This window comes from Morococcus cerebrosus, assembly GCF_022749515.1.
Lineage (GTDB): Bacteria > Pseudomonadota > Gammaproteobacteria > Burkholderiales > Neisseriaceae > Neisseria > Neisseria cerebrosa.
Genome location: NZ_CP094242.1, coordinates 1311710 through 1334622 on the forward strand (window position 1 = coordinate 1311710; position 22913 = coordinate 1334622).

At 49.2% G+C, this 22913-nt stretch carries 24 protein-coding genes and 1 pseudogene; 18 read left to right on the plus strand and 7 right to left on the minus strand.

Features of this window, described 5'->3' with window-relative positions:
• Positions 1–84: 84 nt before the first annotated feature.
• Positions 85–528, minus strand: a complete 444-nt coding sequence (locus MON37_RS06050) for a DUF4124 domain-containing protein (protein WP_052242825.1) — start codon at positions 526–528, stop codon at positions 85–87.
• Between the two features lie 168 nt (positions 529–696).
• A complete protein-coding gene (locus MON37_RS06055) occupies positions 697–1179 on the minus strand; it encodes an NGO0322 family iron-responsive protein (protein WP_003742463.1) in 483 nt (160 codons plus the stop codon).
• 393 nt (positions 1180–1572) lie between these two features.
• Between MON37_RS06055 and dnaQ the strand changes: the two genes are divergently transcribed.
• Positions 1573–2295, plus strand: a complete 723-nt coding sequence (dnaQ, locus tag MON37_RS06060) for a DNA polymerase III subunit epsilon (protein ID WP_082013623.1) — start codon at positions 1573–1575, stop codon at positions 2293–2295.
• A complete protein-coding gene (gene ispD, locus MON37_RS06065; protein ID WP_039407538.1) occupies positions 2292–2981 on the plus strand; it encodes a 2-C-methyl-D-erythritol 4-phosphate cytidylyltransferase in 690 nt (229 codons plus the stop codon). The genes dnaQ and ispD overlap by 4 nt, the downstream gene beginning before the upstream one ends.
• Before the next feature lie 105 nt (positions 2982–3086).
• On the opposite strand, the gene crcB is transcribed toward ispD, so the two are convergent.
• A complete protein-coding gene (crcB, locus tag MON37_RS06070) occupies positions 3087–3449 on the minus strand; it encodes a fluoride efflux transporter CrcB (protein WP_039407535.1) in 363 nt (120 codons plus the stop codon).
• A 204-nt stretch (positions 3450–3653) separates the two neighbouring features.
• Here crcB and MON37_RS06075 point away from each other — a divergent pair, with 204 nt between their 5' ends.
• The 5 genes and pseudogenes from MON37_RS06075 (at position 3654) to MON37_RS06095 (ending at position 7701) form a co-directional block, all read left to right on the plus strand.
• Positions 3654–4217, plus strand: coding sequence for an RBBP9/YdeN family alpha/beta hydrolase (locus tag MON37_RS06075; protein WP_039407528.1), 564 nt, complete (start codon positions 3654–3656; stop codon positions 4215–4217).
• 104 nt (positions 4218–4321) lie between these two features.
• Positions 4322–5137 (plus strand): squalene synthase HpnC, encoded by an 816-nt coding sequence (hpnC, locus tag MON37_RS06080; protein WP_039407525.1) that lies wholly within the window; start codon positions 4322–4324, stop codon positions 5135–5137.
• Between the two features lie 204 nt (positions 5138–5341).
• Positions 5342–6349: an IS5 family transposase gene (locus tag MON37_RS06085; RefSeq protein ID WP_242883534.1), complete on the plus strand. Its 1008-nt coding sequence runs from the start codon at positions 5342–5344 to the stop codon at positions 6347–6349.
• Between the two features lie 142 nt (positions 6350–6491).
• Positions 6492–6605 (plus strand): annotated as a pseudogene (locus MON37_RS06090) (IS5/IS1182 family transposase); the annotation flags it as partial.
• Positions 6606–6735: 130 nt separating this feature from the next.
• Positions 6736–7701, plus strand: a complete 966-nt coding sequence (locus MON37_RS06095; protein ID WP_242883537.1) for an IS30 family transposase — start codon at positions 6736–6738, stop codon at positions 7699–7701.
• Positions 7702–7767: 66 nt separating this feature from the next.
• Here the strand turns inward: MON37_RS06095 and MON37_RS06100 are convergent, their stop codons facing one another.
• The gene (locus MON37_RS06100; RefSeq protein WP_039408461.1) at positions 7768–9177 is read right to left on the minus strand and encodes a tetratricopeptide repeat protein; all 1410 of its coding nucleotides are present in this window, start codon (positions 9175–9177) and stop codon (positions 7768–7770) included.
• Positions 9178–9404: 227 nt separating this feature from the next.
• On the opposite strand from MON37_RS06100, the gene MON37_RS06105 reads away from it, so the two are divergent.
• The 5 genes from MON37_RS06105 to MON37_RS06125 all read left to right on the plus strand — a co-directional run bounded on the left by MON37_RS06105 (position 9405) and on the right by MON37_RS06125 (position 11363).
• Complete coding sequence (locus MON37_RS06105) at positions 9405–9836, plus strand: type II toxin-antitoxin system RatA family toxin (RefSeq protein WP_003742453.1); 432 nt, start codon at positions 9405–9407, stop codon at positions 9834–9836.
• On the plus strand, positions 9829–10104 hold the full coding sequence (locus MON37_RS06110; RefSeq protein ID WP_039408462.1) for an RnfH family protein: 276 nt from the start codon (positions 9829–9831) through the stop codon (positions 10102–10104). Before MON37_RS06105 ends, MON37_RS06110 begins: the two co-directional genes overlap by 8 nt.
• A 66-nt stretch (positions 10105–10170) precedes the next feature.
• A complete protein-coding gene (gene pth, locus MON37_RS06115) occupies positions 10171–10749 on the plus strand; it encodes an aminoacyl-tRNA hydrolase (protein ID WP_039408464.1) in 579 nt (192 codons plus the stop codon).
• Positions 10750–10776: 27 nt separating this feature from the next.
• The gene (locus MON37_RS06120; RefSeq protein ID WP_039408467.1) at positions 10777–10983 is read left to right on the plus strand and encodes a hypothetical protein; all 207 of its coding nucleotides are present in this window, start codon (positions 10777–10779) and stop codon (positions 10981–10983) included.
• Complete coding sequence (locus MON37_RS06125) at positions 10980–11363, plus strand: VanZ family protein (RefSeq protein WP_039408470.1); 384 nt, start codon at positions 10980–10982, stop codon at positions 11361–11363. The genes MON37_RS06120 and MON37_RS06125 overlap by 4 nt, the downstream gene beginning before the upstream one ends.
• Before the next feature lie 89 nt (positions 11364–11452).
• On the opposite strand, the gene MON37_RS06130 is transcribed toward MON37_RS06125, so the two are convergent.
• Positions 11453–11722, minus strand: a complete 270-nt coding sequence (locus tag MON37_RS06130) for an HU family DNA-binding protein (protein ID WP_003677477.1) — start codon at positions 11720–11722, stop codon at positions 11453–11455.
• 184 nt (positions 11723–11906) lie between these two features.
• Positions 11907–14369, minus strand: coding sequence for an endopeptidase La (gene lon / locus MON37_RS06135; RefSeq protein ID WP_039408474.1), 2463 nt, complete (start codon positions 14367–14369; stop codon positions 11907–11909).
• 200 nt (positions 14370–14569) lie between these two features.
• Between lon and MON37_RS06140 the strand changes: the two genes are divergently transcribed.
• The 3 genes from MON37_RS06140 to lipA are packed head-to-tail and all read left to right on the plus strand — an operon-like array spanning position 14570 to position 16441.
• A complete protein-coding gene (locus MON37_RS06140) occupies positions 14570–14836 on the plus strand; it encodes an HP0495 family protein (RefSeq protein ID WP_039408476.1) in 267 nt (88 codons plus the stop codon).
• A gap of 1 nt (position 14837) precedes the next feature.
• Entirely contained in the window at positions 14838–15455 is a 618-nt protein-coding gene (lipB, locus tag MON37_RS06145; protein WP_039408479.1) for a lipoyl(octanoyl) transferase LipB, read from the plus strand.
• Complete coding sequence (gene lipA / locus MON37_RS06150) at positions 15455–16441, plus strand: lipoyl synthase (protein ID WP_039408482.1); 987 nt, start codon at positions 15455–15457, stop codon at positions 16439–16441. Before lipB ends, lipA begins: the two co-directional genes overlap by 1 nt.
• Positions 16442–16599: 158 nt before the next feature.
• Here the strand turns inward: lipA and typA are convergent, their stop codons facing one another.
• Positions 16600–18411 carry a translational GTPase TypA gene (gene typA, locus MON37_RS06155; RefSeq protein ID WP_003765802.1) on the minus strand — a complete coding sequence of 604 codons (1812 nt, stop codon included), beginning with the start codon at positions 18409–18411 and terminating at the stop codon, positions 16600–16602.
• 477 nt (positions 18412–18888) lie between these two features.
• Between typA and bfr (MON37_RS06160) the strand changes: the two genes are divergently transcribed.
• The 3 genes from bfr (MON37_RS06160) (at position 18889) to pflB (ending at position 22552) form a co-directional block, all read left to right on the plus strand.
• Positions 18889–19353 (plus strand): bacterioferritin, encoded by a 465-nt coding sequence (gene bfr / locus MON37_RS06160; protein ID WP_003755417.1) that lies wholly within the window; start codon positions 18889–18891, stop codon positions 19351–19353.
• Between the two features lie 22 nt (positions 19354–19375).
• Positions 19376–19849, plus strand: coding sequence for a bacterioferritin (bfr, locus tag MON37_RS06165; protein WP_003742426.1), 474 nt, complete (start codon positions 19376–19378; stop codon positions 19847–19849).
• A gap of 417 nt (positions 19850–20266) precedes the next feature.
• The gene (pflB, locus tag MON37_RS06170; RefSeq protein ID WP_039408485.1) at positions 20267–22552 is read left to right on the plus strand and encodes a formate C-acetyltransferase; all 2286 of its coding nucleotides are present in this window, start codon (positions 20267–20269) and stop codon (positions 22550–22552) included.
• Positions 22553–22913: the final 361 nt, after the last annotated feature.

The window sequence follows — 22913 nt, forward strand, 5'->3', positions numbered from 1 at the left end:
AATCAAAAACCTGAATCTAAATAAAAGGTCGTCTGAAACAGCAAAACTATCTGTTTCAGACGACCTTTTAAATTTTACACTCCATTAATTGCAATATTTGGCAACATCCCCTTGATACCGTTTGACCAAATCATCACGATTGGCAACGCGCGCGCTTTCGGCAGACTGTTGGTTCATTCGTGCGACACGGCAGTTGTCTTCTTTGTTTTTACGGTTTTCTTCCTCAATTTTTTTGTTTTGCTCCTCAATCAGTTTATTCTTAGCCAACATCCGCTCATTTAATTTCGCCTGTTGCTCTGCCAGCGTACCCTCGTCCGCAGCTTCGGATTTGGGTTTGACTGCCGCCTTGACGCTGTGCGTACGGATATTCATCACATTGGAGCGGTCAAGCTGGAGCCGGTTCGGCGTATCGGAATAGCTGTTCCCCTTGCCGTTTTTCCATGTATAGACACTGTCAGCCGCCAATGCGCCGGAAGAACACAAAACTGCCGCCGCCAATACGGATAATGCAGAAAGTTTCAATTTCATTAAAATTCCCCTATTCAAATGATGAGCGATTAATTTGAAATGACAATATTGTACTTGATTTTAAATAATATGTCATAACAAGACGATTACTGTGTATCAAAAGCAAAAAAAATCGCCCCTTTAAACATTTAAGGGGCGCAAAAGGAACACAAACCACTACCAAAACTGTTACAAGGCAAATCCTCCTGATTTTAATTGATGGGTTGCCGGATAAAGTGCTTTCATCAAATCATGCGGTGAAAGCGATAAATCTCTGCTGCCTGTCGTCAGACGCCCCTGCTTCGGGGTCAGTTCAAGCAGGCAAGTATCTTTAGCCTGGATAAACTTATTTTTCGTCTGCCGCAACCGGCGTTGTAAAGCGGAAACAACTTTTTCATATAAGCTGTCTTTTTTCTGTACTTCCCGGGTATTTGCCACCCAGCTCAGACGAATATCACTGGTTTCGTCCTCAATCAGCAAAATGCCCGCTTCTACTTGCTCTGCCTTATTCATACAAGGCAGCCAAACATAATAGCGTCCGTCCAGCGTAATGTAGAATACATCGTGAACTTCACAATCGTTGCAGCATTGGGTTGCCAAAAGCGAACGGATGGTTTGTTGATGCAGTCTCAGAATATCAAGGGAGACTTGCTTGAAAATACTTTCCGGCATTTCATTCTCCTTTCGTTCTGTTGCGCTGTCGTTTCGTTTCGATGAGTTGCATTATACGAGTATTTTTTAATTTTGCAAATGATAATTGTTACTATTTTTTAAAACAGAAATAACACAATGATTTAAAAAGAAATTAATTTTTTAAAAGTTGAGTATTTTACTCAGGATTTAGTATCCATCAGCCTTTTGAAAGACAAACTGCTTTCGCTCGTCTGAAAATTGTCAGCAATTTCTACTTTTGGTAACCATAAGACGGCTCATACCCCACTTGTCTAAAATATTTTCCCTCATCTAAACAACATCCCAATAAGAATACAAAGCAACACCACTCTATACTTTCACCCCCTCCTTGAGTATGATACGAGACATTTTTTCATTCAGTCATTGGAGCATTTGATGAGACGCCAGATTATCCTTGATACCGAAACCACCGGCCTTTACGCCGAAAACGGCGACCGCTTGGTCGAGTTTGCAGGACTGGAAATGGTCAACCGCCAAATGACCGGACGCTTCCTGCACCTTTACGTCCATCCCGAGCGCGATATGCCTGAAGAAGCCGCACGCGTACACGGGCTGACGATTGACGTTTTGGAAGAGAAAAACGCTCCGCCATTTGCAAAGGTCGGACAGGAAATCAGCGAATTTATCCGTGGAGCGGAATTGATTATCCACAATGCAAAATTCGACGTAGGCTTCTTAAATATGGAATTCCGCCGCATGGGTCTGCCCTCCGTCGAAGAGCTTGGTTGTGAGATTACAGATACGCTGGCGATGGCGCGTGAAATGTTTCCTGGGCAAAAAGCCAGCCTGGATGCCTTGTGCAACCGTCTTTCCATCGACAGAAGCAAACGCGTACTGCATGGCGCTTTAATCGACTGCGAACTTTTAGGCGAAGTTTATTTGGCGATGACGCGCCAACAATTCGACTTAATGGGTGGAGAAGGTGAAGAAGAAACAAAAGAAGACAAGCCTGTCATCATCGCCGAAACAAAACGTTCGTCGCACTTAAAAGTTATCAAAGCCAATTCTGAAGAGCTTGCAGAACACGAAAAATATCTCGACGTGCTGGGAGAGACCTGCATATGGAGGCAGGCAGCCGCGGGAGAGAATGTATGAACAGACGGCACATCGCCCTGATTCCCGCCGCAGGGATCGGCGCTCGCTTCGGTGCAGGCAAACCCAAACAATATATCCAGATACACGGCAAAACCGTCTTAGAGCATACGGTTGCCATTTTTACACAACATCCGTTTATCGACTTGGTCGCCATTATTGTCTCACCTGATGATCCTTTTATTAATCATCTTCAGACAACCTCTGATAAGACAGTGGTTTTCAACGTCGGAGGCAATACCCGGGCAGAAACCGTCCGTAATGGTGTGCAAACACTGATAGAAAAGAAGTTGGCGGATAACCATGATAATATTTTGGTTCACGATGCCGCCCGCTGCTGCCTGCCCCACGATGCCCTGTCTCGCCTGATTCAGGAAGCCGGAACAAAAGCAGAAGGCGGCATTTTGGCCATTCCCGCAGCCGACACCATCAAACGTTCCGATACCGACGGACAAATCCTAGAAACCGTACCTCGTGCAGACTTATGGCAGGCACAGACACCGCAACTTTTTCAAGCAGGATTATTGAATCGCGCCCTATCCGCCTCCGACTTAAACGGTATTACCGATGAAGCCTCTGCCGTAGAACAACTGGGCATAAGGCCTCTACTGGTGCAGGGGGATATCCGCAATCTCAAATTAACCCTCCCTCAGGACGAATTTATCATACGGCTGCTTTTGAATACTTGAATAACCTCGACAAAAAGGTCGTCTGAAAACCAGAATTTGGATTTTCAGACGACCTTTTTTCGGCAAGCAGTCAAGTAATGCCACATCAACGCCTACAGTTTTGCCTCATTTCAAACAATGTGCCAACCAAATACCCGCTGCCGTTAATATAAACGAACCGCCGACATGGAGGCATACGGATAATGCAGCAGCCCCCCACCGCCCCTCCTGCATCATAGCCACCGATTCAAGGGAAAAAGAGGACAATGTGGTCAGACTGCCTAAGAAACCCGTAATCAACAGCAAACGCCATTGGGGATCTGCGACCCATTCGGCACAAAATCCGATAAGCAAAGCCCCTATCCAGTTTGCGGCCAGCGTCCCCCAGCCCAAAAGCGGCGCAACGGGAAGCAGCAAACCAAGTATCCAACGCAACACCGCGCCGACAACCGCCCCTAGTGTGACCGGAAAAATATTTAAGAAGTTCATAATCAAATTAAAAACAAACTAAAATTACCGTACGCAAGGTTGTCTGAAAATAAAAATACCGATTTCTTCAAGCTTTTACAGACATACTTGCTTAGATTGCAACCAAAGTTCAAATTACTTTTACCAAAGGTAACGATAAAACTGAAATAAACGATGAGTGTTATAATAAGTAAATTGTAGGTCGTCTGAAAAGGAGTAATCGACATGCCCCGACGCGTCTTTATCGTACACGGTTTTGAAGGCAATCCGCACGGCAACTGGTTTGACTGGCTCTCGGCACAAGTCCGCGCCGCAGGCTTCCAAGCCGACTCGCTGGCGATGCCCAATCCCGAACGGCCGACCATTTCTTCTTGGCAGTTCGCCCTCGACCAACACATCGGCAAACCCGACGAAAGCACCTTCTTAGTCGGACACAGCCTAGGCTGCATCACCCTTCTGCACTTCCTCAGCCGTCAGCAGCCCGAAAAAATCGGCGGCTTAGTACTGGCGGCAGGATTCACTGACCCACTGCCCCCTCTGCCCGTCCTTGATGCCTACATCAAAGGGGCCGCGCCCGAATTCGACATCCTGCGCAAAATCCAAATGCCTAAACACTGCATTGTCTCCGACAACGACACCCACGTTCCGCCCGAATTGACCTTGAGTATGGCGGAAAAACTCAAAAGCCCCGTTACCCACATCGCCAAAGGCGGACACCTGATGGCATCCGACGGCTTCACAGAACTGCCGCAAGCTTGGGAAGTATTGAAACCGATGCTTACGGGCTAGAATATCAGCCGTCAAGCACTTCAAATTTCACATTACAGGGCATCTGCCCGCAAAAAAACGAATCGACATTCTATCACCTGCAATACCTGAATCCCGAATCCATCATGTCCGTCAACCATTACGAAAATTTCCCCGTCGGCTCGCTTGTCATGCCGCGCCGCCTGCGCAAGCCTACCCATGCCGTTTACACTTTTGCGCGCACTGCGGACGACCTCGCCGATGAAGGCAATGCCGAGTCCGATGAACGCTTGCGCGCTTTGGACGAACTCAAATCCGAACTCGACCGCATACAGCGCGGTGAAGCGCCGCTGACCCCGCTAATGCAACGTTTGCAACGTGAAGCCATCGCGCCTTTCAAGCTGCCGCTGCAGCCGTTTTACGATCTTTTGTCCGCATTCAGTCAAGATGTTGTCAAAACCCGTTATCAGGATTTTGGCGACCTGATCGATTACTGCCGCCGTTCCGCCAATCCGGTCGGGCGCATTATGCTGCACCTGTACGGACAAACCGACGAAGTCAGCATCGCCCAAAGCGACGGCATCTGTACCGCGTTGCAACTCATCAACTTTTGGCAGGACGTTGCCGTTGATTGGCAGAAAGGCCGCGTCTATATCCCGCAGGACGACTTGCAAAAATTTAATGTCAGCGAAGCGCAAATCGCCGAAGGCAAAGCGGATTTTGCGTTCCAAAGACTGATGGCGTATGAATGCAACCGCGCGTTCCAAATGCTCAAAGGCGGTTCGCCCTTGGGTAAAACGCTGAAAGGCCGCTTGGGATTTGAATTGCGGATGATTATTGTCGGCGGACAACTGATTTTGCAGAAACTGGACGGCTGCAAATACGATATGTTTACACAACGCCCTGTTTTGGATAAAAAAGATTGGCTGATTATTCTGAAACGGGCATTCTTGAAGAAATAAACCGACCAGCGCAAGAGGTCGTCTGAAAAGCAGCTTGAAGACTTCAAGACTGTTTTCAGACGACCTCGTCGCAGTCTTCTCATCAAACGTATCTTAAAAAATAGTTACCTTAGCCCCGTTTATAGCAATAGTACATCGCCAGAGACCTTTGCAAAATTCCCCAAAATCCCCTAAATTCCCACCAAGACATTTAGGGGATTTCTCATGAGCACCTTCTTCCGGCAAACCGCACAAGCCATGATTGCCAAACACATCGACCGCTTCCCACTATTGAAATTGGATCAAGTGATTGATTGGCAACCGATCGAACAGTACCTGAACCGTCAAAGAACCCGTTACCTTAGAGACCACCGCGGCCGTCCCGCCTATCCCCTGTTGTCCATGTTTAAAGCCGTCCTGCTCGGCCAATGGCACAGCCTCTCCGATCCCGAACTCGAACACAGCCTCATCACCCGCATCGATTTCAACCTGTTTTGCCGTTTTGACGAACTGAGCATCCCCGATTACAGCACCTTATGCCGCTACCGCAACTGGCTGGCGCAAGACGACACCCTGTCCGAATTGCTGGAACTGATTAACCGACAACTGACCGAAAAAAACCCAAAAGTAGAGAAAGCATCCGCCGCCGTCATTGATGCCACCATTATTCAGACTGCCGGCAACAAACAGCGTCAGGCCATAGAAGTCGACGAGGAAGGACAAGTCAGCGGACAAACCACACCGAGTAAGGACAAAGATGCCCGTTGGACAAAGAAAAACGGCCTCTACAAACTCGGTTACAAACAACATACCCGTACCGATGAGGAAGGCTATATCGAGAAACTGCACATCACCCCCGCCAATGTCCATGAGTGTAACCATCTTTCCCCTTTGTTGGAGGGTATTGCCGAAGGTACGACCGTTTATGCTGACAAAGGCTACGACAGCAAGGAAAACCGGCAACATCTGAAAGAGCATCAGTTGTTAGACGGCATTATGCGCAAAGCCCACCGCAACCGTCCGCTGACGGAAGCGCAAACCAAACGCAACCGATATTTGTCAAAGACCCGTTATGTGGTCGAACAAAGCTTTGGTACGCTGCACCGTAAATTCCGCTACGCCCGGGCAGCCTATTTTGGTCTGCTCAAAGTGAGTGCGCAAAGCCATCTGAAGGCGATGTGTTTGAACCTGTTGAAAGCGGCTAACAGGCTAAGTGTGCCTGTTGCTGCTTAAAAAGCGGCCCGGATGCCTGATTATGGGGCGTCCGGGGAGGATTAAGGGGGTGTTTGGGTAAAATCAGGAGCAATTAGGGGCGGAAACAGACGAAAACCTGTGTTTGGGTTTCGGCTGTCGGGGGGGGAAGGGCTTTTTTGCAAAGGTCTCATATAGTGGATTAAATTTAAATCAGGACAAGGCGACGAAGCCGCAGACAGTACAGATAGTACAGCAAGGCGAGGCAACACCGTACTGGTTTAAAGTTAATCCACTATAAATCAAACGTCGTCTGAAAGCCTGACGGTTTTCAGACGACGGCGGATTCGCATTTGAAGTGCAACTTTCCATAACAGAAAAAGGCCAGTATGCGGTAGCATACGGCCTGTCCTGCAAGAAAGATTGCCATGAGCTACACACAACTGACCCAAGACGAACGATACCATATCCAATACCTGTCCCGCCACTGCACCATCGCCGAAATCGCCAAACAGCTCAACCGCCACAAAAGCACCATCAGCCGCGAAATCAAGCGGCACTGCATCCAAGGACAGCAATACAGCGCCGAAAAAGCACAGAAGCAAAGCCGGCTGACCAAACAGCACCGGCGAAAACCCTATAAGCTCGATTCGCAGCTGGTTCAACACATCGACACCCTTATCCGCCGCAAACTCAGTCCCGAACAAGTATGTGCCTACCTGCATAAACACCACGGGATCACACTCCATCACAGCACCATTTACCGCTACCTTCGCCAAGACAAAAGCAACGGCGGCACTTTGTGGCAACACCTCAGAATATGCAGCAAACCCTACCGCAAACGCTACGGCAGCACATGGACCAGAGGCAAAGTGCCCGACCGCGTCGGCATAGAGAACCGACCTGCTATCGTCGACCGGAAAACCCGCATCGGCGATTGGGAGGCCGACACCATCGTCGGCAAAAATCAGAAAAGCGCGTTATTGACCTTGGTCGAACGCACTACCCGCTACACCATCATCTGCAAATTAAAGAACTTAAAAGCCGAAGACACTGCCCGGGCGGCCATTAGGGTATTAAAGGCATATAAAGCCAGAGTCCACACCATCACCATGGATAACGGCAAAGAGTTCTACCAACACACCAAAATAGCCAAAGCATTGAAGGCGAAAACCTATTTTTGCCGCCCTTACCATTCTTGGGAAAAAGGGCTGAATGAGAACACCAATGGACTCATCCGGCAATATTTCCCCAAACAAACCGATTTCCGAAACATCAGCGATCGGGAGATACGCAGGGTTCAAGATGAGTTGAACCACCGGCCGAGAAAAACACTTGGCTACGAAACGCCAAGTGTTTTATTCTTAAATCTGTTCCAACCACTGGTACCCTAGTGTTGCACTTGAAATCCGAATCCAAGGACGTTCGATTTATGATCTATTGAAATGCCGGCGGTCGGCTTAAGCCGCAGCCTGCCGCCATTGTGCCAAAAGCTGCTTCAATACCTCAGGCTGATCGTGTCCGTTGCGAATAGCGGCCTCCAACCATTTACACGCTTCATCTGCATCATGCGCTATGCCCGTTCCGTTAAAATAAAGGCAGGCAAGATTGTATTGCGCCATTGCATCATGATTTAGAGCCGCTTTTTCGAACCATTCTGCCGCTTTGGCATAATTCTGAGCCGTACCGTGTCCATTGTAATACATCATACCCAAATTGGTCTGCGCCTTTCCATGACCCAATAAAGCCGAACGTTCATACAGCCTCAATGCCTCTAAATGATCAGGATGGCGGTTCAAACCATAATGCGCGGCAAACGCCTGCTGATAAAGTTGCTCTGCCTCCTGCTTCTTCAAGGCTTTTTCTTTTGCTTCGGCATATTCCTCGGGTTTATTGCCCAAGGCAATATCGGCAAGCAGTTTCTGATGTGCCTGGATATTTCCTTTATCCACTGCCTGACGGTAATAGCGCCGTGCCTTGATAGGATCGGGAACCACACCCAGACCATAACGGTAAATATCGCCCAAAATCCTTAAAGCTTCGGAATGCTGCTGTGCAGCCGCTTTTTCCGCATACGCATGAGCCTTGCCGGTATTGCGTTCCACCCATTTTCCCAAGAGGTAAATCTCTGCCAATCTTACCTGCGCGTCGCTGCTGCCGCCTCTTGCCGCAGCCTTCAAACGGTGTATGGCCTCTTGCGGATCAGTTTCCAGCAGTAAATCCGCCAACATGGTTTGTGCGGCAACAATCCCACTATCAGCCGCATGGCGCAGATGAACAACGGCAAGCTGCTTGTTCGGGTCGGTTCCCTGTCCTAATTTATATTGCAGTCCCAGCTGCCAATGTGCTGCAGGAAAATCCTGCTCCGCAGCTTGTCGGTAAAACAAATGTGCCTGAGCAAAATCGGGAGGTGAGGCATATTGATGGTGTTGCGCTAAAAAGTATAATGCCTGTGGATGATGCTGAGCGGCAGCCATGTACGCCCATTGCAACGCCTCTTCATGCCGCCCACCGTCATGCAAACTCCGCATCAGCTTAAGCTGGGCATGGATGATACCTTCTTCAGCCAGCTCCTTGTAAGCTGCCATCAATGTATTGAAAGGCATGCCTTGTGATTCTTGAATCTGGAGCAGATTGTATCGAGCATAAGGATGCCCGCTTCCCGCCGCCTGCTGCATCAGTCTGATACCTGCCTGCCTATCCGCCGAAGTCCCTAAGCCCTGCAACAGACAGCCTGCAAGTTGGAATGCAGATTCCGCATGCCCAGCTTGCGCAGCCTGACGCAACAAAGGAACGGCTGCCTCAAAATCAGGAGGTGTCCTAGTCAAATGTGAAATTGCTTCCCTGTAAAATGTGTCAGCGGTATTCATTTTTATAATCCGATTTGTCTAAAATGCGCCGGATAATTAATTTTTCTTGTTTTATGCTATACAAGCCAACCGGCGGCCAAGTCGCGCAAGTTTATCAGAATTTCGCCTTCTTGTTTATTCTATTATAATAATTCTTTTATTCTCAAATATATAATACGGTAAAGTGTCGTCTGAAAAAGACGGTAAACTCGTTTATAATACGATTTTTCTTTCAGGCCGTTTTAACCATGAAAAAGGTTGAAAAAAACGTATTGGTGCTGCACAGCGCAAAACAGATGTTCGACTTGGTCGATAAAGTTGAGGACTATCCAAACTTTCTCCCATGGTACAGTAAAACCGAAGTCATAGAGCGCAAAGATAAGGAACTCAAAGCACGGCTGTTCATGGACTATATGGGTGTGCGTCAATCTTTTGCGACACACAACCACAACATTCCCGGCTCGGAAATCCGTATGGACTTGCTGGAAGGCCCTTTCAAAACCTTGCGCGGTACATGGAAGTTTATCGATTTGGGCGGTGATATGTGTAAAATCGAATTTCGTTTGGAATATGATTTTTCCAATATGCTGCTTTCTACCGTCATTTCCCCCGTATTCAACCACCTCTCCGGTACGCTGGTCGATGCATTCGTCAAAGAGGCAGACAGACGCTATGCTTGAAATCGAAATTGTTTACGGCACGGCTGAAAAACAGATATTGCGCTCAATCCGTATTGAGCAAGGAGCAACCGCAAGGACGGCTGTGCGTCAAAGCGGCTTGGATAAAGATTTTCCTGAATTGGATTTGAATGCGGCCCCTTTGGGTATTTTTGGAAAAAGAGTCAAAGATGACGTTTTGTTGCGCGACCGAGACCGTATCGAGATATACCGCCCTTTACTGATTGACCCGAAAGAAGCAAGACGCAAACGGGTCGGTAAAACCAAATAAAATGCTTGAAAAGGTCGTCTGAAAACCGTTTGCTGTTTTCAGACGACCTCTCTTTGAGGAAACACAATGTCAAATAAAATCAAAATGATTGTAGGACTGGGAAATCCCGGTTCGGAATACGAACAAACGCGCCACAATGCCGGATTCTGGTTTATCGACGAATTGGCATGGCAATATAAAGCCACTTTAAAAGAAGAAAAAAAATTCTTCGGCTCAGTAGCCCGCATCAGCATATCCGGCTCAGACTTATGGTTTTTAAAACCTTCAACATTTATGAACCGCTCCGGTCAGGCAGTAGCCGCGCTGGCGCAATTCTACAAAATCAAGCCTGAAGAAATCCTGGTCGTCCATGACGAACTGGATATACCGTGCGGCAGGATAAAATTTAAATTGGGTGGGGGAAACGGCGGTCATAACGGCTTAAAAGACATTCAGGCACGCTTGGGAACGCCTGATTTTTACCGCCTGCGCTTGGGTATCGATCATCCGGGAGACCGAAATCTGGTTGTCGGCTATGTCCTGAATAAACCCAGCCCGGAACACAGGCAGCAAATTGATGAAGCCATCAATAAATCATTAAAAGCCGTTCCCATGCTGTTAGCCGGAGAATGGGAAGAAGCCGTACGTTTTTTACACAGCAAATAAATTTCAGACGACCTTTGGGAGCAAACAATGAATGAGCTTCTAGAATTAATTCAAACAGAATCTGTCGGAACGGTAGAAGAAACACTGGACTTTTTCTTATACGAATGCAGCTTGGACGAAGCACCGACCATTGAAGAAGTCAAACTATGGTGTGATGAACTGGACAAACGGGGGGATAAATTTATCCGTTTGTCCGCCATCTGCCAAAAATGGCTGGATGAGGAAACACAATGAAACTGCCTTTGAATAAGTTTACCTTGTTAGCAGCAGCTTGGTTTGCAGCAAGTATTTACGCATTACTTTTCAAAGAGTCCGGCAATGCGCCCCCTCCCTTTCCCAATTTCGACAAGGTTGCCCATTTCATTACGTTCTTTGCACAAATATGGTTAATAGCCAAAATCTTTTTAGCCGAGCAAAAACACGTGCCTTATAAAAAACTATTGATATTCGCCTTATTGTTTGCCTTCTTTAGCGAATGGGCTCAAGCAACATTTACAACGACGAGGGAAGGTTCACTTGGAGACGGAATAGCGGATATGCTTGGCACAATGGCTGCCTTATGGTTTGCTAAAAAGGTAGAAAATGCGAAATTACAGAATCAAAAGCCTATCTGATGCCATATTCAAATACTGAAAACTTCTTAGGCAGTCTATAAAATAAAAAACCGATTCCCCATATGGAATCGGTTTTTTACAAGGGAAAATTACAGGGCATCTTTCAATGCTTTACCGGCACGGAATTTAGGAGTTTTAGCAGCAGCGATGGTCAGAGGCTCACCGGTTTTAGGGTTGCGGCCTTGACGTTCTGCGCGTTCGCCAACGTAGAAAGTACCGAAACCGACCAGAGTTACGGTGTCGCCTTTTTTCAGAGCGTTGGTTACAGCATTGGTAGTGGCATCCAGAGCTTTTTGGGCGGCAGCTTTAGAAATGCCGGCTTCTTGAGCAATTGCTTCGATCAATTCAGACTTATTCACAATCAGTCCCTTCCTATCGTTGAAAATAATGAAATGCCCGAATACTCGGGGCTTCGTACTTTTGAGTACCTTTGCGCTTTATAGCAATTCTGAAAATACCGTGTCAAGCAAAAAATGCGGAATTGCCCTATTTTACAGGCTTTCAAGGCAAACCCGCATCTTTTGCAACACATTTTTTACAAAATCAGTGTTTGGTCGCTTTCGCCCTTGACTTAGGCTTGGCGGCTTCAACCTGCGCCTCTTCGGTACTTAAAGGCGCAACCCAAGGTGTCGGCTGGCTTTCTAAGCCCAAAGCAAGGACTTCGTCTATCCATTTGACCGGATGGATGGTCAGGCCGGTTTTCACGTTTTCAGGGATTTCTTCCAAGTCTTTGACGTTGTCTTTCGGAATCAGGACGTGTTTGATGCCGCCGCGCAAGGCAGCCAACAGTTTTTCCTTCAAACCGCCGATTGGCAAGACTTCGCCGCGCAGGGTGATTTCGCCTGTCATCGCCACATCGGCGCGCACCGGAATTTTGGTGAAGGCAGACACCATCGCCAAAGTCATGGCAATACCTGCGCTCGGGCCGTCTTTCGGCGTTGCGCCTTCGGGAACGTGAACATGGATGTCTTTTTTCTCGTAAAAATCAGGAGCCAAACCCACTGATTCTGCACGGGAACGGACAACAGACCATGCCGCGGACACAGATTCCTTCATCACGTCGCCCAACTGGCCGGTACACTGGATCACGCCCTTGCCCGGCAACGCCACGGCTTCGACAGTCAGCAATTCGCCGCCGACTTCCGTCCACGCCAAACCGGTAACCTGTCCGATACGGTTTTCACTTTCGGCAACGCCGTAATCGAAGCGGCGCACGCCCAAGTAGTCATGCAGGTTTTTCTCATTGACTTTAATCGCTTTAGGCTTGGCTTTGCTGGTTTTTTTGGTTTCAGACGACCTCTTCTTATCTTCGTTCAAGGTAATCTGCATCACCACCTTGCGGCAGATTTTGGCAATCTCGCGATCAAGCGAACGCACACCGGCTTCACGCGTGTAATAACGGATAATATCGCGCACCGCGCTTTCTTCGACGACCAATTCGCCTTCTTTCACGCCGTTGCGTTTCATTTGCTTCGGCACGAGATACTGCATGGCGATATTGATTTTCTCGTCTTCGGTATAGCCGGACAAACGGATGATTTCCATGCGGTCGAGCAACGGGGTCGGGATGTTCAAGCTATTAGATGTGGCGATAAACATCACATCGCTCAAATCGTAATCCACTTCCGCATAATGATCGGCAAACTTGTTGTTTTGCTCAGGATCAAGCACCTCAAGCAACGCACTGGCGGGATCGCCTCGGAAGTCGCTGCCCAATTTGTCGATTTCGTCGAGCAGGAACAGCGGATTCTTCACGCCTGCCTTAGCCATGTTTTGCAGGATTTTGCCGGGCATAGAGCCGATATAGGTGCGGCGGTGGCCGCGGATTTCGCTTTCGTCGCGCACGCCACCCAAAGCCATACGGACATATTGGCGGCCTGTTGCTTTGGCAATGGATTCTCCCAAAGAGGTTTTACCCACCCCCGGAGGACCGACCAAACACAGAATCGGACCTTTGAGCTTGTCCATACGTTTTTGGACGGCGAGGTATTCCAAAATCCGTTCTTTGACTTTTTCCAAGCCATAGTGGTCGGCGTTCAACACCAAATCGGCTTTGGCAATATCTTTGCTGACACGGGATTTTTTCTTCCACGGCAGCTCAAGCAAAGTATCGATGTAGTTGCGTACCACGGTGGATTCCGCAGACATAGGCGGCATCATTTTGAGCTTTTTCAGTTCGGACAGACATTTCTCTTCAGCCTCCTTGGTCATGCCCGCTTCTTTGATTTTTGCTTCCAACGCATCCAATTCGCCGCGTTCGTCTTCTTCGCCCAATTCTTTCTGAATCGCTTTCACTTGCTCGTTCAGATAATACTCACGCTGGGATTTTTCCATCTGGCGTTTGACGCGGCCGCGGATGCGTTTTTCGACCTGCATGATGTCCAGTTCGGATTCCAACTGGGCAAGCAGAAACTCCATACGGCCGATAATGCCGAAGGTTTCCAAAATCTGCTGACGCTGCTCCAGTTTCAACTGCAAATGCGCCGCAATCGTGTCCACCAAACGGCTGTTATCATCGATGCTGTTGATGGTATTAATGATTTCGGCAGGGATTTTTTTATTTAACTTGGCATATTGGTCAAACTGGGTAAGCAGCGTGCGGCGAATGGCTTCAATATCGGGATTGTCCGCATCCGCATACTCGTTGACAGCTTCGACATGGGACAGGAACAGTCCGCCGCTCTCTTCAATGGTCAACACCCTGCCGCGCCGGATACCTTCGACCAACACTTTCACCGTGCCGTCAGGCAGCTTCAACACCTGCAAAACCTGCGCGACCGTACCCGTACGGTGCAAATCGGACGCAGTCGGATCTTCGGTGTTCGGGTCGATTTGCGCCAGCAAAAACACCGGATCGTCATTCGCCATTGCCGCTTCCAATGCCGCAATGGATTTCGGGCGGCCTACAAACAGCGGCAACACCATGTGCGGATAAACGACGACATCGCGTAAAGGCAGGGTTGCCAGTGCGCTGTATTCCTCAAAATGTTTTTCTTTTGTCGGCATATTGTTCTCTACTTGGTAATAAATTCGGAATGTGGCTTAAATTGGGATGGAAAAGCGTATTTCAAGACTTGAAAAAGCCGATGTACGCTTCTATTTTTATCGGCAACTTTTTGCGATAAAATACACGCCGTTCGAGGTCTTCTGAAAGGCTGGAAACTTTTCAGACGACCTCTCGGCATACAGCACATCAGGAGTCAGCCATGACCGACCAAACCTCACTCATCGAATTCCCCTGCCAATTCCCCATCAAAGTCATGGGCAACGCGCATCCCGAATTTGAAAAAAATATCTTGGAAACCGTCCGCCAACATGCACCCGATACGGAACCCCACCACATCGCCACCCGTCAAAGCAGCAAGGGCAACTATACCGGCGCAACCGTCAAAGTAAACGTCGAAAGCAAAGAGCAACTGGACAAAATCTACCGCGCCCTGACCGATCACGAAATGGTGAAAGTAGTGTACTGATATGAAAATCGTGCATAAAGGCTTGGTCGAGTACCAACCGACTTTCGAAGCCATGAAAGCGTTCAACGCAGCCCGCGACGAACATACCGAAGACGAATTATGGGTGGTCGAGCATCCGCCCGTCTTCACACAAGGCCTGGCAGGCAAACCGGAACACCTCCTGATCCGCGACGACATACCCGTCGTCCAAATCGACCGGGGCGGACAAATCACCTATCACGGTCCCGGCCAGTTGGTCATTTACACCATGATCAACTTCAAACGCCGCAAAACCAGCGTCCGCAACATCGTCTCCGCGCTTGAAAACAGCATCATCGCCACGTTGGCGGAATACGGAATCGAAGCGGCGGCAGACCCGAAACGCCCCGGCGTTTATGTCGGTGAGCGCAAAATCGCCTCACTCGGTTTGCGCATCAAAGACGGTTCCGTCTATCACGGCCTGGCATTAAACGTAAACATGGACTTAAGCCCGTTTACCCACATCAATCCCTGCGGCTATGCCGGCATGGAAATGACACAAATCGCGGATTTTGTCCAACCCTGTCCCACCTTGGACGAGGTTGCACAAAAACTGACCGCACACCTCGAGACACAACTCACACCGAAAGCGAACAATTAATGAGCGAAATCAAAGTTGACGATCCCAAACGCGGCGTCAAACTCAAAGGCGCGGACAAAACCGCCCGCATCCCCATCAAAGTCGTCCCCCTTCAGGAAAAACTGAAAAAGCCCGAATGGATACGCGCCAAGCTGCCGTCACGCAAATTCTTTGAAATCAAAGACATTTTGCGCGAACAAAAAATGCACACTGTTTGCGAAGAAGCCTCCTGCCCGAATATCGGCGAATGTTTCAGCAAAGGCACAGCGACCTTCATGATTATGGGCGACATTTGTACCCGACGCTGCCCGTTCTGCGACGTGGGACACGGCCGTCCGAATATGCTTGACCCCGACGAACCGAAACACCTCGCAGAATCCGTCAAAGCCATGAACCTGCGTTACGTCGTCATCACTTCCGTTGACCGCGACGACCTGCGCGACGGCGGTGCACAGCATTTCGCCGACTGCATCAAAGCCATCCGCGAAACCAGTCCGAACACCAAAATCGAAATCCTCGTTCCCGACTTCCGCGGCCGCTTGGACATCGCGCTGAGAATCCTTGCCGAAACCCCGCCCGACGTGATGAACCACAATTTGGAAACCCATCCGAGCCTGTACAAAAAAGCCCGTCCGGGTGCCAACTATCAACACTCCCTCGACTTGCTGCGCCGCTACAAAGAAATGATGCCGCACATCCCGACCAAATCCGGCATCATGGTCGGCTTGGGCGAGACAGATGAAGACGTGCGCGAAATCATGCGCGATATGCGGGCGCACAATATCGAGATGATTACCATCGGCCAGTACCTCCAGCCTTCAGACGGACACCTGCCCGTCTTGCGCTATGTCACGCCCGACCAGTTCAAAATCTTTGAAAAAGAAGCATACGAACTGGGCTTCACCAACGCTGCCATCGGCGCCATGGTCCGCTCAAGCTACCATGCCGACGAGCAGGCTGCCGAAGCATTACGCGAAAGTCATGGCGGCGGTTGCGGTCATCATTGATAAATGGAAAAGACGTAAGTAATTTTAGTATTGCTTACACTGTTCGCTTTTTTGCATGACTGTTTTAAAAAGCTCTAACAACTTAATCATTTTCTGTAAAAAAGGTCGTCTGAAAATTTCAGACGACCTTTTTTCATTTCATCAACAGCCTAGTGGAATCAATCCAGCTTTTTAAAGTGGCGGCGGCGTTCCAGTTCGCTCAGGTAACGCTTGCGCAGGCGGATGGACTGCGGCGTGATTTCAACGAGTTCGTCATCGTCGATAAACTCGACCGCGCCTTCCAGCGTCAGCTTGATCGGCGTGGTCAGGCGAACGGCTTCGTCGGTGCCGCTGGCGCGGATGTTGGTGAGTTTTTTGCCTTTGAGCGGGTTGACCACCAAATCGTTGTCGCGGCTGTGGATGCCGATAATCATGCCTTCGTAGATTTTGTCGTTAGGCGACACGAACATACGGCCACGGTCTTCCAGATTCCATAAGGCATAAGCGACGGCTTCGCCTTGCTCTTGGGAAATCAGTACGCCGTTGTGACGGCCGGGCATATCGGGTTTCACGGGCGCGTAGTCGTCGAATACGTGGCTCATCAGGCCGACACCGCGCGTCAGGGTCATGAATTCGCCTTGGAAACCGATTAAGCCGCGCGCGGGAATATGGTATTCGAGGCGGGTACGGCCGTTGCCGTCGCTTTCCATATTGGTCAGTTCGCCACGGCGGCGGCCGAGTTCTTCCATTACCGCGCCTTGGTTTTCGTCCGGTACGTCCACGGTCAGGTTTTCATAAGGTTCGCATTTTTGACCGTCGATGTCGCGGTACACGACGCGCGGCTTGCCGACTGCCAGTTCAAAGCCTTCGCGGCGCATGTTTTCCAACAAAATGGTCAGGTGCAGTTCGCCGCGTCCGGATACGCGGAACACGTCGGCATCGGCGGTATCTTCCACGCGCAGGGCAACGTTGGTCAGCAACTCTTTTTGCAGGCGGTCGCGGATTTGGCGGCTGGTCACGAATTTGCCTTCGGTACCCGCCAGCGGGCTGGTGTTCACCATAAAGTCCATGGTCAGCGTCGGTTCGTCCACGCTCAACATCGGTAGACCTTTGGGATTGTCTTTGTCGGTGATGGTTACGCCGATACCGATGTCTTCGATACCCGAAATAATCACGATGTCGCCGGCTTCGGCTTCTTCAAGCGGTACGCGCTCCAAACCTTTGAAACCCAAAAGTTGGTTGATGCGGCCTTGGGCGATTTGCTGATCGTGGTTCATCACGGCAACGACTTGACCGGGTTTGATACGTCCGTTCAGGATGCGGCCGATCCCGAGACGGCCGGTGTAGTTGTCGTAGTCGAGTTGGGAAATTTGCAGTTGCAGCGTTTCGTCCGCGCTGCCGCTCGGTGCGGGCGTGTGTTTTAAGATGGTGTCGAACAGCGGACGCATGTCGTTGCTCTCGTCGGTTTCTTCCAGTTTGGCGAAACCGGACAGGCCGGAAGCGTAGACAATCGGGAAGTCCAATTGTTCGTCGGTTGCGCCCAAGTTGTCGAAGAGTTCGAAAGTTTGGTCGATGACCCAGCTCGGACGGGCGGACGGTTTGTCGATTTTATTGATGACGACGATTGGTTTCAGTCCCAAAGCCAAGGCTTTTTTGGTAACGAAACGGGTTTGCGGCATCGGGCCCTCCTGCGCGTCCACCAACAATACGACGCAGTCCACCATACCCAAAACACGCTCCACCTCGCCGCCGAAGTCGGCGTGTCCCGGGGTATCGACGATGTTGATGTGGTAGCCTTCGTAATCGATGGCGGTGTTTTTGGCGAGGATGGTAATGCCACGTTCTTTTTCAAGGTCGTTGCTGTCCATCACGCGTTCGTCAACCTGCTGGTTGGCGCGAAATGTACCGGATTGGCGCAGCAGTTGGTCAACTAATGTGGTTTTGCCGTGGTCGACGTGGGCGATGATGGCAATGTTGCGAATTTGTTTCATGGTGATATGTATTTCAAATGATTTTTATCAAAAAGTAACTCGCGATTATATCACGGTTCATCTTATCGGACGGAGGGGGAGTAGATTAAATTTGAATCGGTACGGCGTTTATCCCGGTTCAACCATCAGTCACTATGCACACTGCGGCACAGTTTGACGATAAAAGCATTTGAGAATAATTAATAATAAAATTTGATTAGGTTTTGTAATTTATTTGCTTTTATTTATGGTTAAAGAGTGTAAATGTTTTTGAATGTTGAAATGGATTCTTAATACCAATGGCAACAAATATCTATATAAAACAAGGTATTGAATTTTCAGACGACCTTTTAAGGCTTCTGTTTCTTTTGATAATTGTTTGTATTTTAAATAGAAAATTTGTCAAGCGTCAGGCTTTTTCATACAATTCAGCCATCAAGAAACAACACGCAATGTTTTTTACAGACACTTTACAATTTCAAAGAAAGAGAAAGAATTATGCAAGGCAATCAAGCTGTTATCGATTATATGAACGAACTGTTGTCCGGCGAGTTGGCTGCACGCGATCAATACTTCATCCACTCACGCCTGTACTCCGAATGGGGCTACAACAAACTGTTCGAGCGTCTGAATCATGAGATGGAAGAAGAAACCACTCACGCCGAAGACTTCATCCGCCGTATCCTGATGCTGGGCGGTACGCCTAAAATGACCCGTGCCGAACTGAACATCGGTACCGACGTGATCTCCTGCCTGAAAGCGGATTTGAACACCGAATACGAAGTGCGCGATGCATTGAAAAAAGGCATCAAACTGTGCGAAGAAGCACAAGACTACGTTACCCGTGATTTGATGATTGCCCAGTTGAAAGACACTGAAGAAGATCACGCGCACTGGCTGGAACAACAACTGCGCCTGATCGAACTCGTCGGCGAAGGCAACTACTACCAAAGCCAACTGTAATTAAGCGTATAAGGAGCTGAAAATGAAAGGCGATCGCTTAGTTATCCGCGAATTGAATAAAAACTTGGGCTTGCTCTTGGTTACCATCAACCAATATTTCCTGCATGCCCGCATTTTGAAAAACTGGGGCTTTGAAGAATTGGGCGAACATTTCTTCAAACAGTCCATCCGCGAAATGAAATCCGCAGACGATTTAATCGAGCGTATTTTGTTCTTGGAGGGTCTGCCTAACCTGCAAGAATTGGGCAAACTGCTGATTGGCGAATCAACCGAGGAAATCCTGACCTGCGATTTGACAAAAGAACAGGAAAAACACGATGCCCTCGTCGCTGCCATCGCCATCGCGGAACAACAGCAAGACTACGTCAGCCGTGATTTGTTGGAAAAACAAAAAGACATCAACGAAGAACACATCGACTGGCTCGAAACCCAGCAGGAGCTGATCGGCAAAGTCGGTTTGCCGAACTACCTGCAAACAGCGGCGCAAGAGGACTAAAACACAAACCACTGCCAAATATAGCAGTCCCTGCACCCATAAACGGCATATCTTTTCGGATATGCCGTTTTTCTTTACATCAAGCTCGTCTGAAAAACAGTATTTCAGTTTTTCAGACGACTTACCTTCTTCTAAAGAATATGTAACCCCATGAAACCCCAACCCCATACAAAAGCCCTGAAAACCGGACAAGTTTTCAGGGCTTAATTTTATATTCTACACTTGTTTACACGCTAAAGGCTTGAAAAATAAAATGTAGTTTTAAGTAATAACTGTTCTCATTGATGTAAGTCAAAAAAACATCGGGTATGCATTCACATCTCCGCCAATCGTTACACTTCATAGAGCTAAAGTGCTATTCTGCAAAGGTAAATTTCTTCTACCTATAAATTCTATCTGACAAATTAGGAGCTTGATATGTCAACCGATGTACAGCAACGCCCTGCCGCTTGGGAAGGTTTTGTCGGCGGTAATTGGGAAACCAATGTCGACGTGCGCGATTTTATTCAGAAAAACTACACGCCTTATGAAGGCGATGCATCTTTCCTCGCGCCTGCAACCGAGGCAACGACCAAACTGTGGGCGGAAGTGATGGAAGGCATCAAAGTCGAAAACCGCACGCACGAACCCTACAAAATCGACGCGCAAGTCGTGTCCGGCATTACCAGCCATGCGCCGGGTTATATCAATAAAGATTTGGAAACCATCGTCGGCCTGCAAACAGACGAGCCTCTGAAACGCTCGATCATGCCGTTCGGCGGTTTGAAAATGGTACAAGACGCGTGCAAAGTGTACAACGTCGAGTTGAACCCCGAAGTCAGCGAAATCTTTACCAAATACCGCAAAACCCACAACCAAGGTGTGTTTGACGTTTATACGCCCGACATCCGCCGTTGCCGTAAATCAGGCGTGATTACCGGCTTGCCAGATGCTTACGGTCGTGGCCGCATCATCGGCGACTACCGTCGCGTAGCATTGTACGGTATCGACTTCTTAATGAAAGACAAACTCAACCAGTTCAACTCGCTGCAAGCCGATTTGGAAAACGGTGTGGATTTGGAAGAAGTCATCCGCCGCCGCGAAGAAATCAACGAACAATACAAAGCCTTGGGTCAAATGAAAGAAATGGCGGCTTCTTACGGCTACGACATTTCCGACCCTGCGAAAAATGCGCAAGAAGCCATCCAATGGACTTACTTCGGCTACCTTGCCGCCGTTAAATCGCAAAACGGCGCCGCCATGTCGTTCGGTCGCGTATCTTCGTTCTTGGACATTTACATCGAGCGCGACTTGAAAAACGGCGTAATTACCGAAACCCAAGCGCAAGAATTTATCGACCATTTGGTGATGAAACTGCGTATGGTTCGTTTCCTGCGTACGCCCGAATACGACCAACTCTTCTCCGGCGACCCGATTTGGGCAACCGAATCCATCGGCGGTATGGGTTTGGACGGCCGCACGCTGGTAACGCGCACCAACTTCCGCGTGCTGCACACCCTGTACAATATGGGTCCGTCTCCCGAACCGAACATCACCGTATTGTGGTCCGAACAGCTGCCGCAAGGCTTTAAAGAATTTTGCGCCAAAGTGTCCATCGACACCTCGTCCATCCAATATGAAAACGACGATTTGATGCGTCCGGACTTCAACAGCGACGACTACGCCATTGCCTGCTGCGTCAGCCCGATGGTGGTCGGCAAACAAATGCAGTTCTTCGGCGCACGCGCCAACTTGGCGAAAACCCTGCTGTACGCAATCAACGGCGGCGTGGACGAAAAATCCAAAGACCAGGTCGGCCCGAAAACCGAACCGATTATGGACGAAGTTTTGGACTACAACACTGTCTTTGCGCGCATGGACAAATTCATGGATTGGCTGGCCACCCAATACGTTACCGCGTTGAACATCATCCATTACATGCACGACAAATACAGCTACGAAGCCGCGTTGATGGCGCTGCACGACCGTGACGTGAAACGCACTATGGCTTGCGGTATCGCCGGTTTGTCTGTGGCCGCCGACTCACTGTCCGCCATCAAATACGCCAAAGTCAAACCGATTCGTGATGAAAACGGTATTGCCGTCGACTTTGAAATCGAAGGCGAATATCCGCAGTTCGGTAACAACGACGACCGCGTGGACGATATTGCCTGCGATTTGGTGGAACGCTTCATGAAAAAAGTGGCGACTCACAAAACTTACCGCAACGCAACGCCGACCCAGTCCGTGTTGACCATTACCTCCAACGTCGTGTACGGCAAAAAAACCGGCAACACGCCGGACGGTCGCCGCGCAGGCGCACCGTTCGGTCCGGGCGCCAACCCGATGCACGGCCGCGATGTCAATGGCGCCGTCGCTTCGCTGACTTCCGTAGCCAAACTGCCGTTTGAGTTTGCCAAAGACGGTATTTCCTACACCTTCTCCATCGTGCCGGGCGCATTGGGTAAAGACGAAAACTCCCGCGAACGCAACCTCGCAGGCCTGATGGACGGTTACTTCCACCACGAAGAAGGAGAAGTGGAAGGCGGCCAACACCTGAACGTCAACGTATTGACCCGCGAAACGCTGGAAGACGCGATGAACAATCCGGACAAATATCCGCAACTGACCATCCGCGTGTCCGGTTACGCCGTACGCTTCAACTCGCTGACCCGAGAACAGCAGCTTGACGTGATTACCCGTACCTTTACACAAACCATGTAAAGCAAAGGGTTTACAGTAAACCAAGCCGGGGGACGGATTATCCGGAACCCGGCTTGATTTTGCCTGAAGCAATGGTTTGATATAGTGGATTAAATTTAAATCAGGACAAGGCGACGAAGCCGCAGACAGTACAGATAGTACTGAACCGATTCACTTGGTGCTTCAGCACCTTAGAGAATCGTTCTCTTTGAGCTAAGGCGAGGTAACGCCGTCCTGGTTTAAAGTTAATCCACTATATCACTAAAACGCGTTTACCTATTCCCAAACAGCCCATAAACTTCTCACAACAGGGAACGCAATGCCCGCATATTAATCCAATAAGAAGAACCCTCTGCAACACAAAAGCAAGTTTTCAGACGAC

What these genes read in the sequence shown, in the direction of transcription:
- lipB (WP_039408479.1), top strand. Translation starts at nt 14,838, where the DNA reads ATGAAAATCGTGCATAAAGGCTTGGTCGAGTACCAACCGACTTTCGAA.
- bfr (WP_003755417.1), top strand. Translation starts at nt 18,889, where the DNA reads ATGCAAGGCAATCAAGCTGTTATCGATTATATGAACGAACTGTTGTCC.
- MON37_RS06095 (WP_242883537.1), top strand. Translation starts at nt 6,736, where the DNA reads ATGAGCTACACACAACTGACCCAAGACGAACGATACCATATCCAATAC.
- MON37_RS06100 (WP_039408461.1), bottom strand. Translation starts at nt 9,177, where the DNA reads ATGAATACCGCTGACACATTTTACAGGGAAGCAATTTCACATTTGACT.
- hpnC (WP_039407525.1), top strand. Translation starts at nt 4,322, where the DNA reads ATGTCCGTCAACCATTACGAAAATTTCCCCGTCGGCTCGCTTGTCATG.
- MON37_RS06050 (WP_052242825.1), bottom strand. Translation starts at nt 528, where the DNA reads ATGAAATTGAAACTTTCTGCATTATCCGTATTGGCGGCGGCAGTTTTG.
- MON37_RS06085 (WP_242883534.1), top strand. Translation starts at nt 5,342, where the DNA reads ATGAGCACCTTCTTCCGGCAAACCGCACAAGCCATGATTGCCAAACAC.
- MON37_RS06125 (WP_039408470.1), top strand. Translation starts at nt 10,980, where the DNA reads ATGAAACTGCCTTTGAATAAGTTTACCTTGTTAGCAGCAGCTTGGTTT.
- crcB (WP_039407535.1), bottom strand. Translation starts at nt 3,449, where the DNA reads ATGAACTTCTTAAATATTTTTCCGGTCACACTAGGGGCGGTTGTCGGC.
- lon (WP_039408474.1), bottom strand. Translation starts at nt 14,369, where the DNA reads ATGCCGACAAAAGAAAAACATTTTGAGGAATACAGCGCACTGGCAACC.
- ispD (WP_039407538.1), top strand. Translation starts at nt 2,292, where the DNA reads ATGAACAGACGGCACATCGCCCTGATTCCCGCCGCAGGGATCGGCGCT.
- bfr (WP_003742426.1), top strand. Translation starts at nt 19,376, where the DNA reads ATGAAAGGCGATCGCTTAGTTATCCGCGAATTGAATAAAAACTTGGGC.
- typA (WP_003765802.1), bottom strand. Translation starts at nt 18,411, where the DNA reads ATGAAACAAATTCGCAACATTGCCATCATCGCCCACGTCGACCACGGC.
- MON37_RS06055 (WP_003742463.1), bottom strand. Translation starts at nt 1,179, where the DNA reads ATGCCGGAAAGTATTTTCAAGCAAGTCTCCCTTGATATTCTGAGACTG.
- pth (WP_039408464.1), top strand. Translation starts at nt 10,171, where the DNA reads ATGTCAAATAAAATCAAAATGATTGTAGGACTGGGAAATCCCGGTTCG.
- MON37_RS06120 (WP_039408467.1), top strand. Translation starts at nt 10,777, where the DNA reads ATGAATGAGCTTCTAGAATTAATTCAAACAGAATCTGTCGGAACGGTA.
- lipA (WP_039408482.1), top strand. Translation starts at nt 15,455, where the DNA reads ATGAGCGAAATCAAAGTTGACGATCCCAAACGCGGCGTCAAACTCAAA.
- MON37_RS06105 (WP_003742453.1), top strand. Translation starts at nt 9,405, where the DNA reads ATGAAAAAGGTTGAAAAAAACGTATTGGTGCTGCACAGCGCAAAACAG.
- MON37_RS06140 (WP_039408476.1), top strand. Translation starts at nt 14,570, where the DNA reads ATGACCGACCAAACCTCACTCATCGAATTCCCCTGCCAATTCCCCATC.
- MON37_RS06110 (WP_039408462.1), top strand. Translation starts at nt 9,829, where the DNA reads ATGCTTGAAATCGAAATTGTTTACGGCACGGCTGAAAAACAGATATTG.
- pflB (WP_039408485.1), top strand. Translation starts at nt 20,267, where the DNA reads ATGTCAACCGATGTACAGCAACGCCCTGCCGCTTGGGAAGGTTTTGTC.
- MON37_RS06075 (WP_039407528.1), top strand. Translation starts at nt 3,654, where the DNA reads ATGCCCCGACGCGTCTTTATCGTACACGGTTTTGAAGGCAATCCGCAC.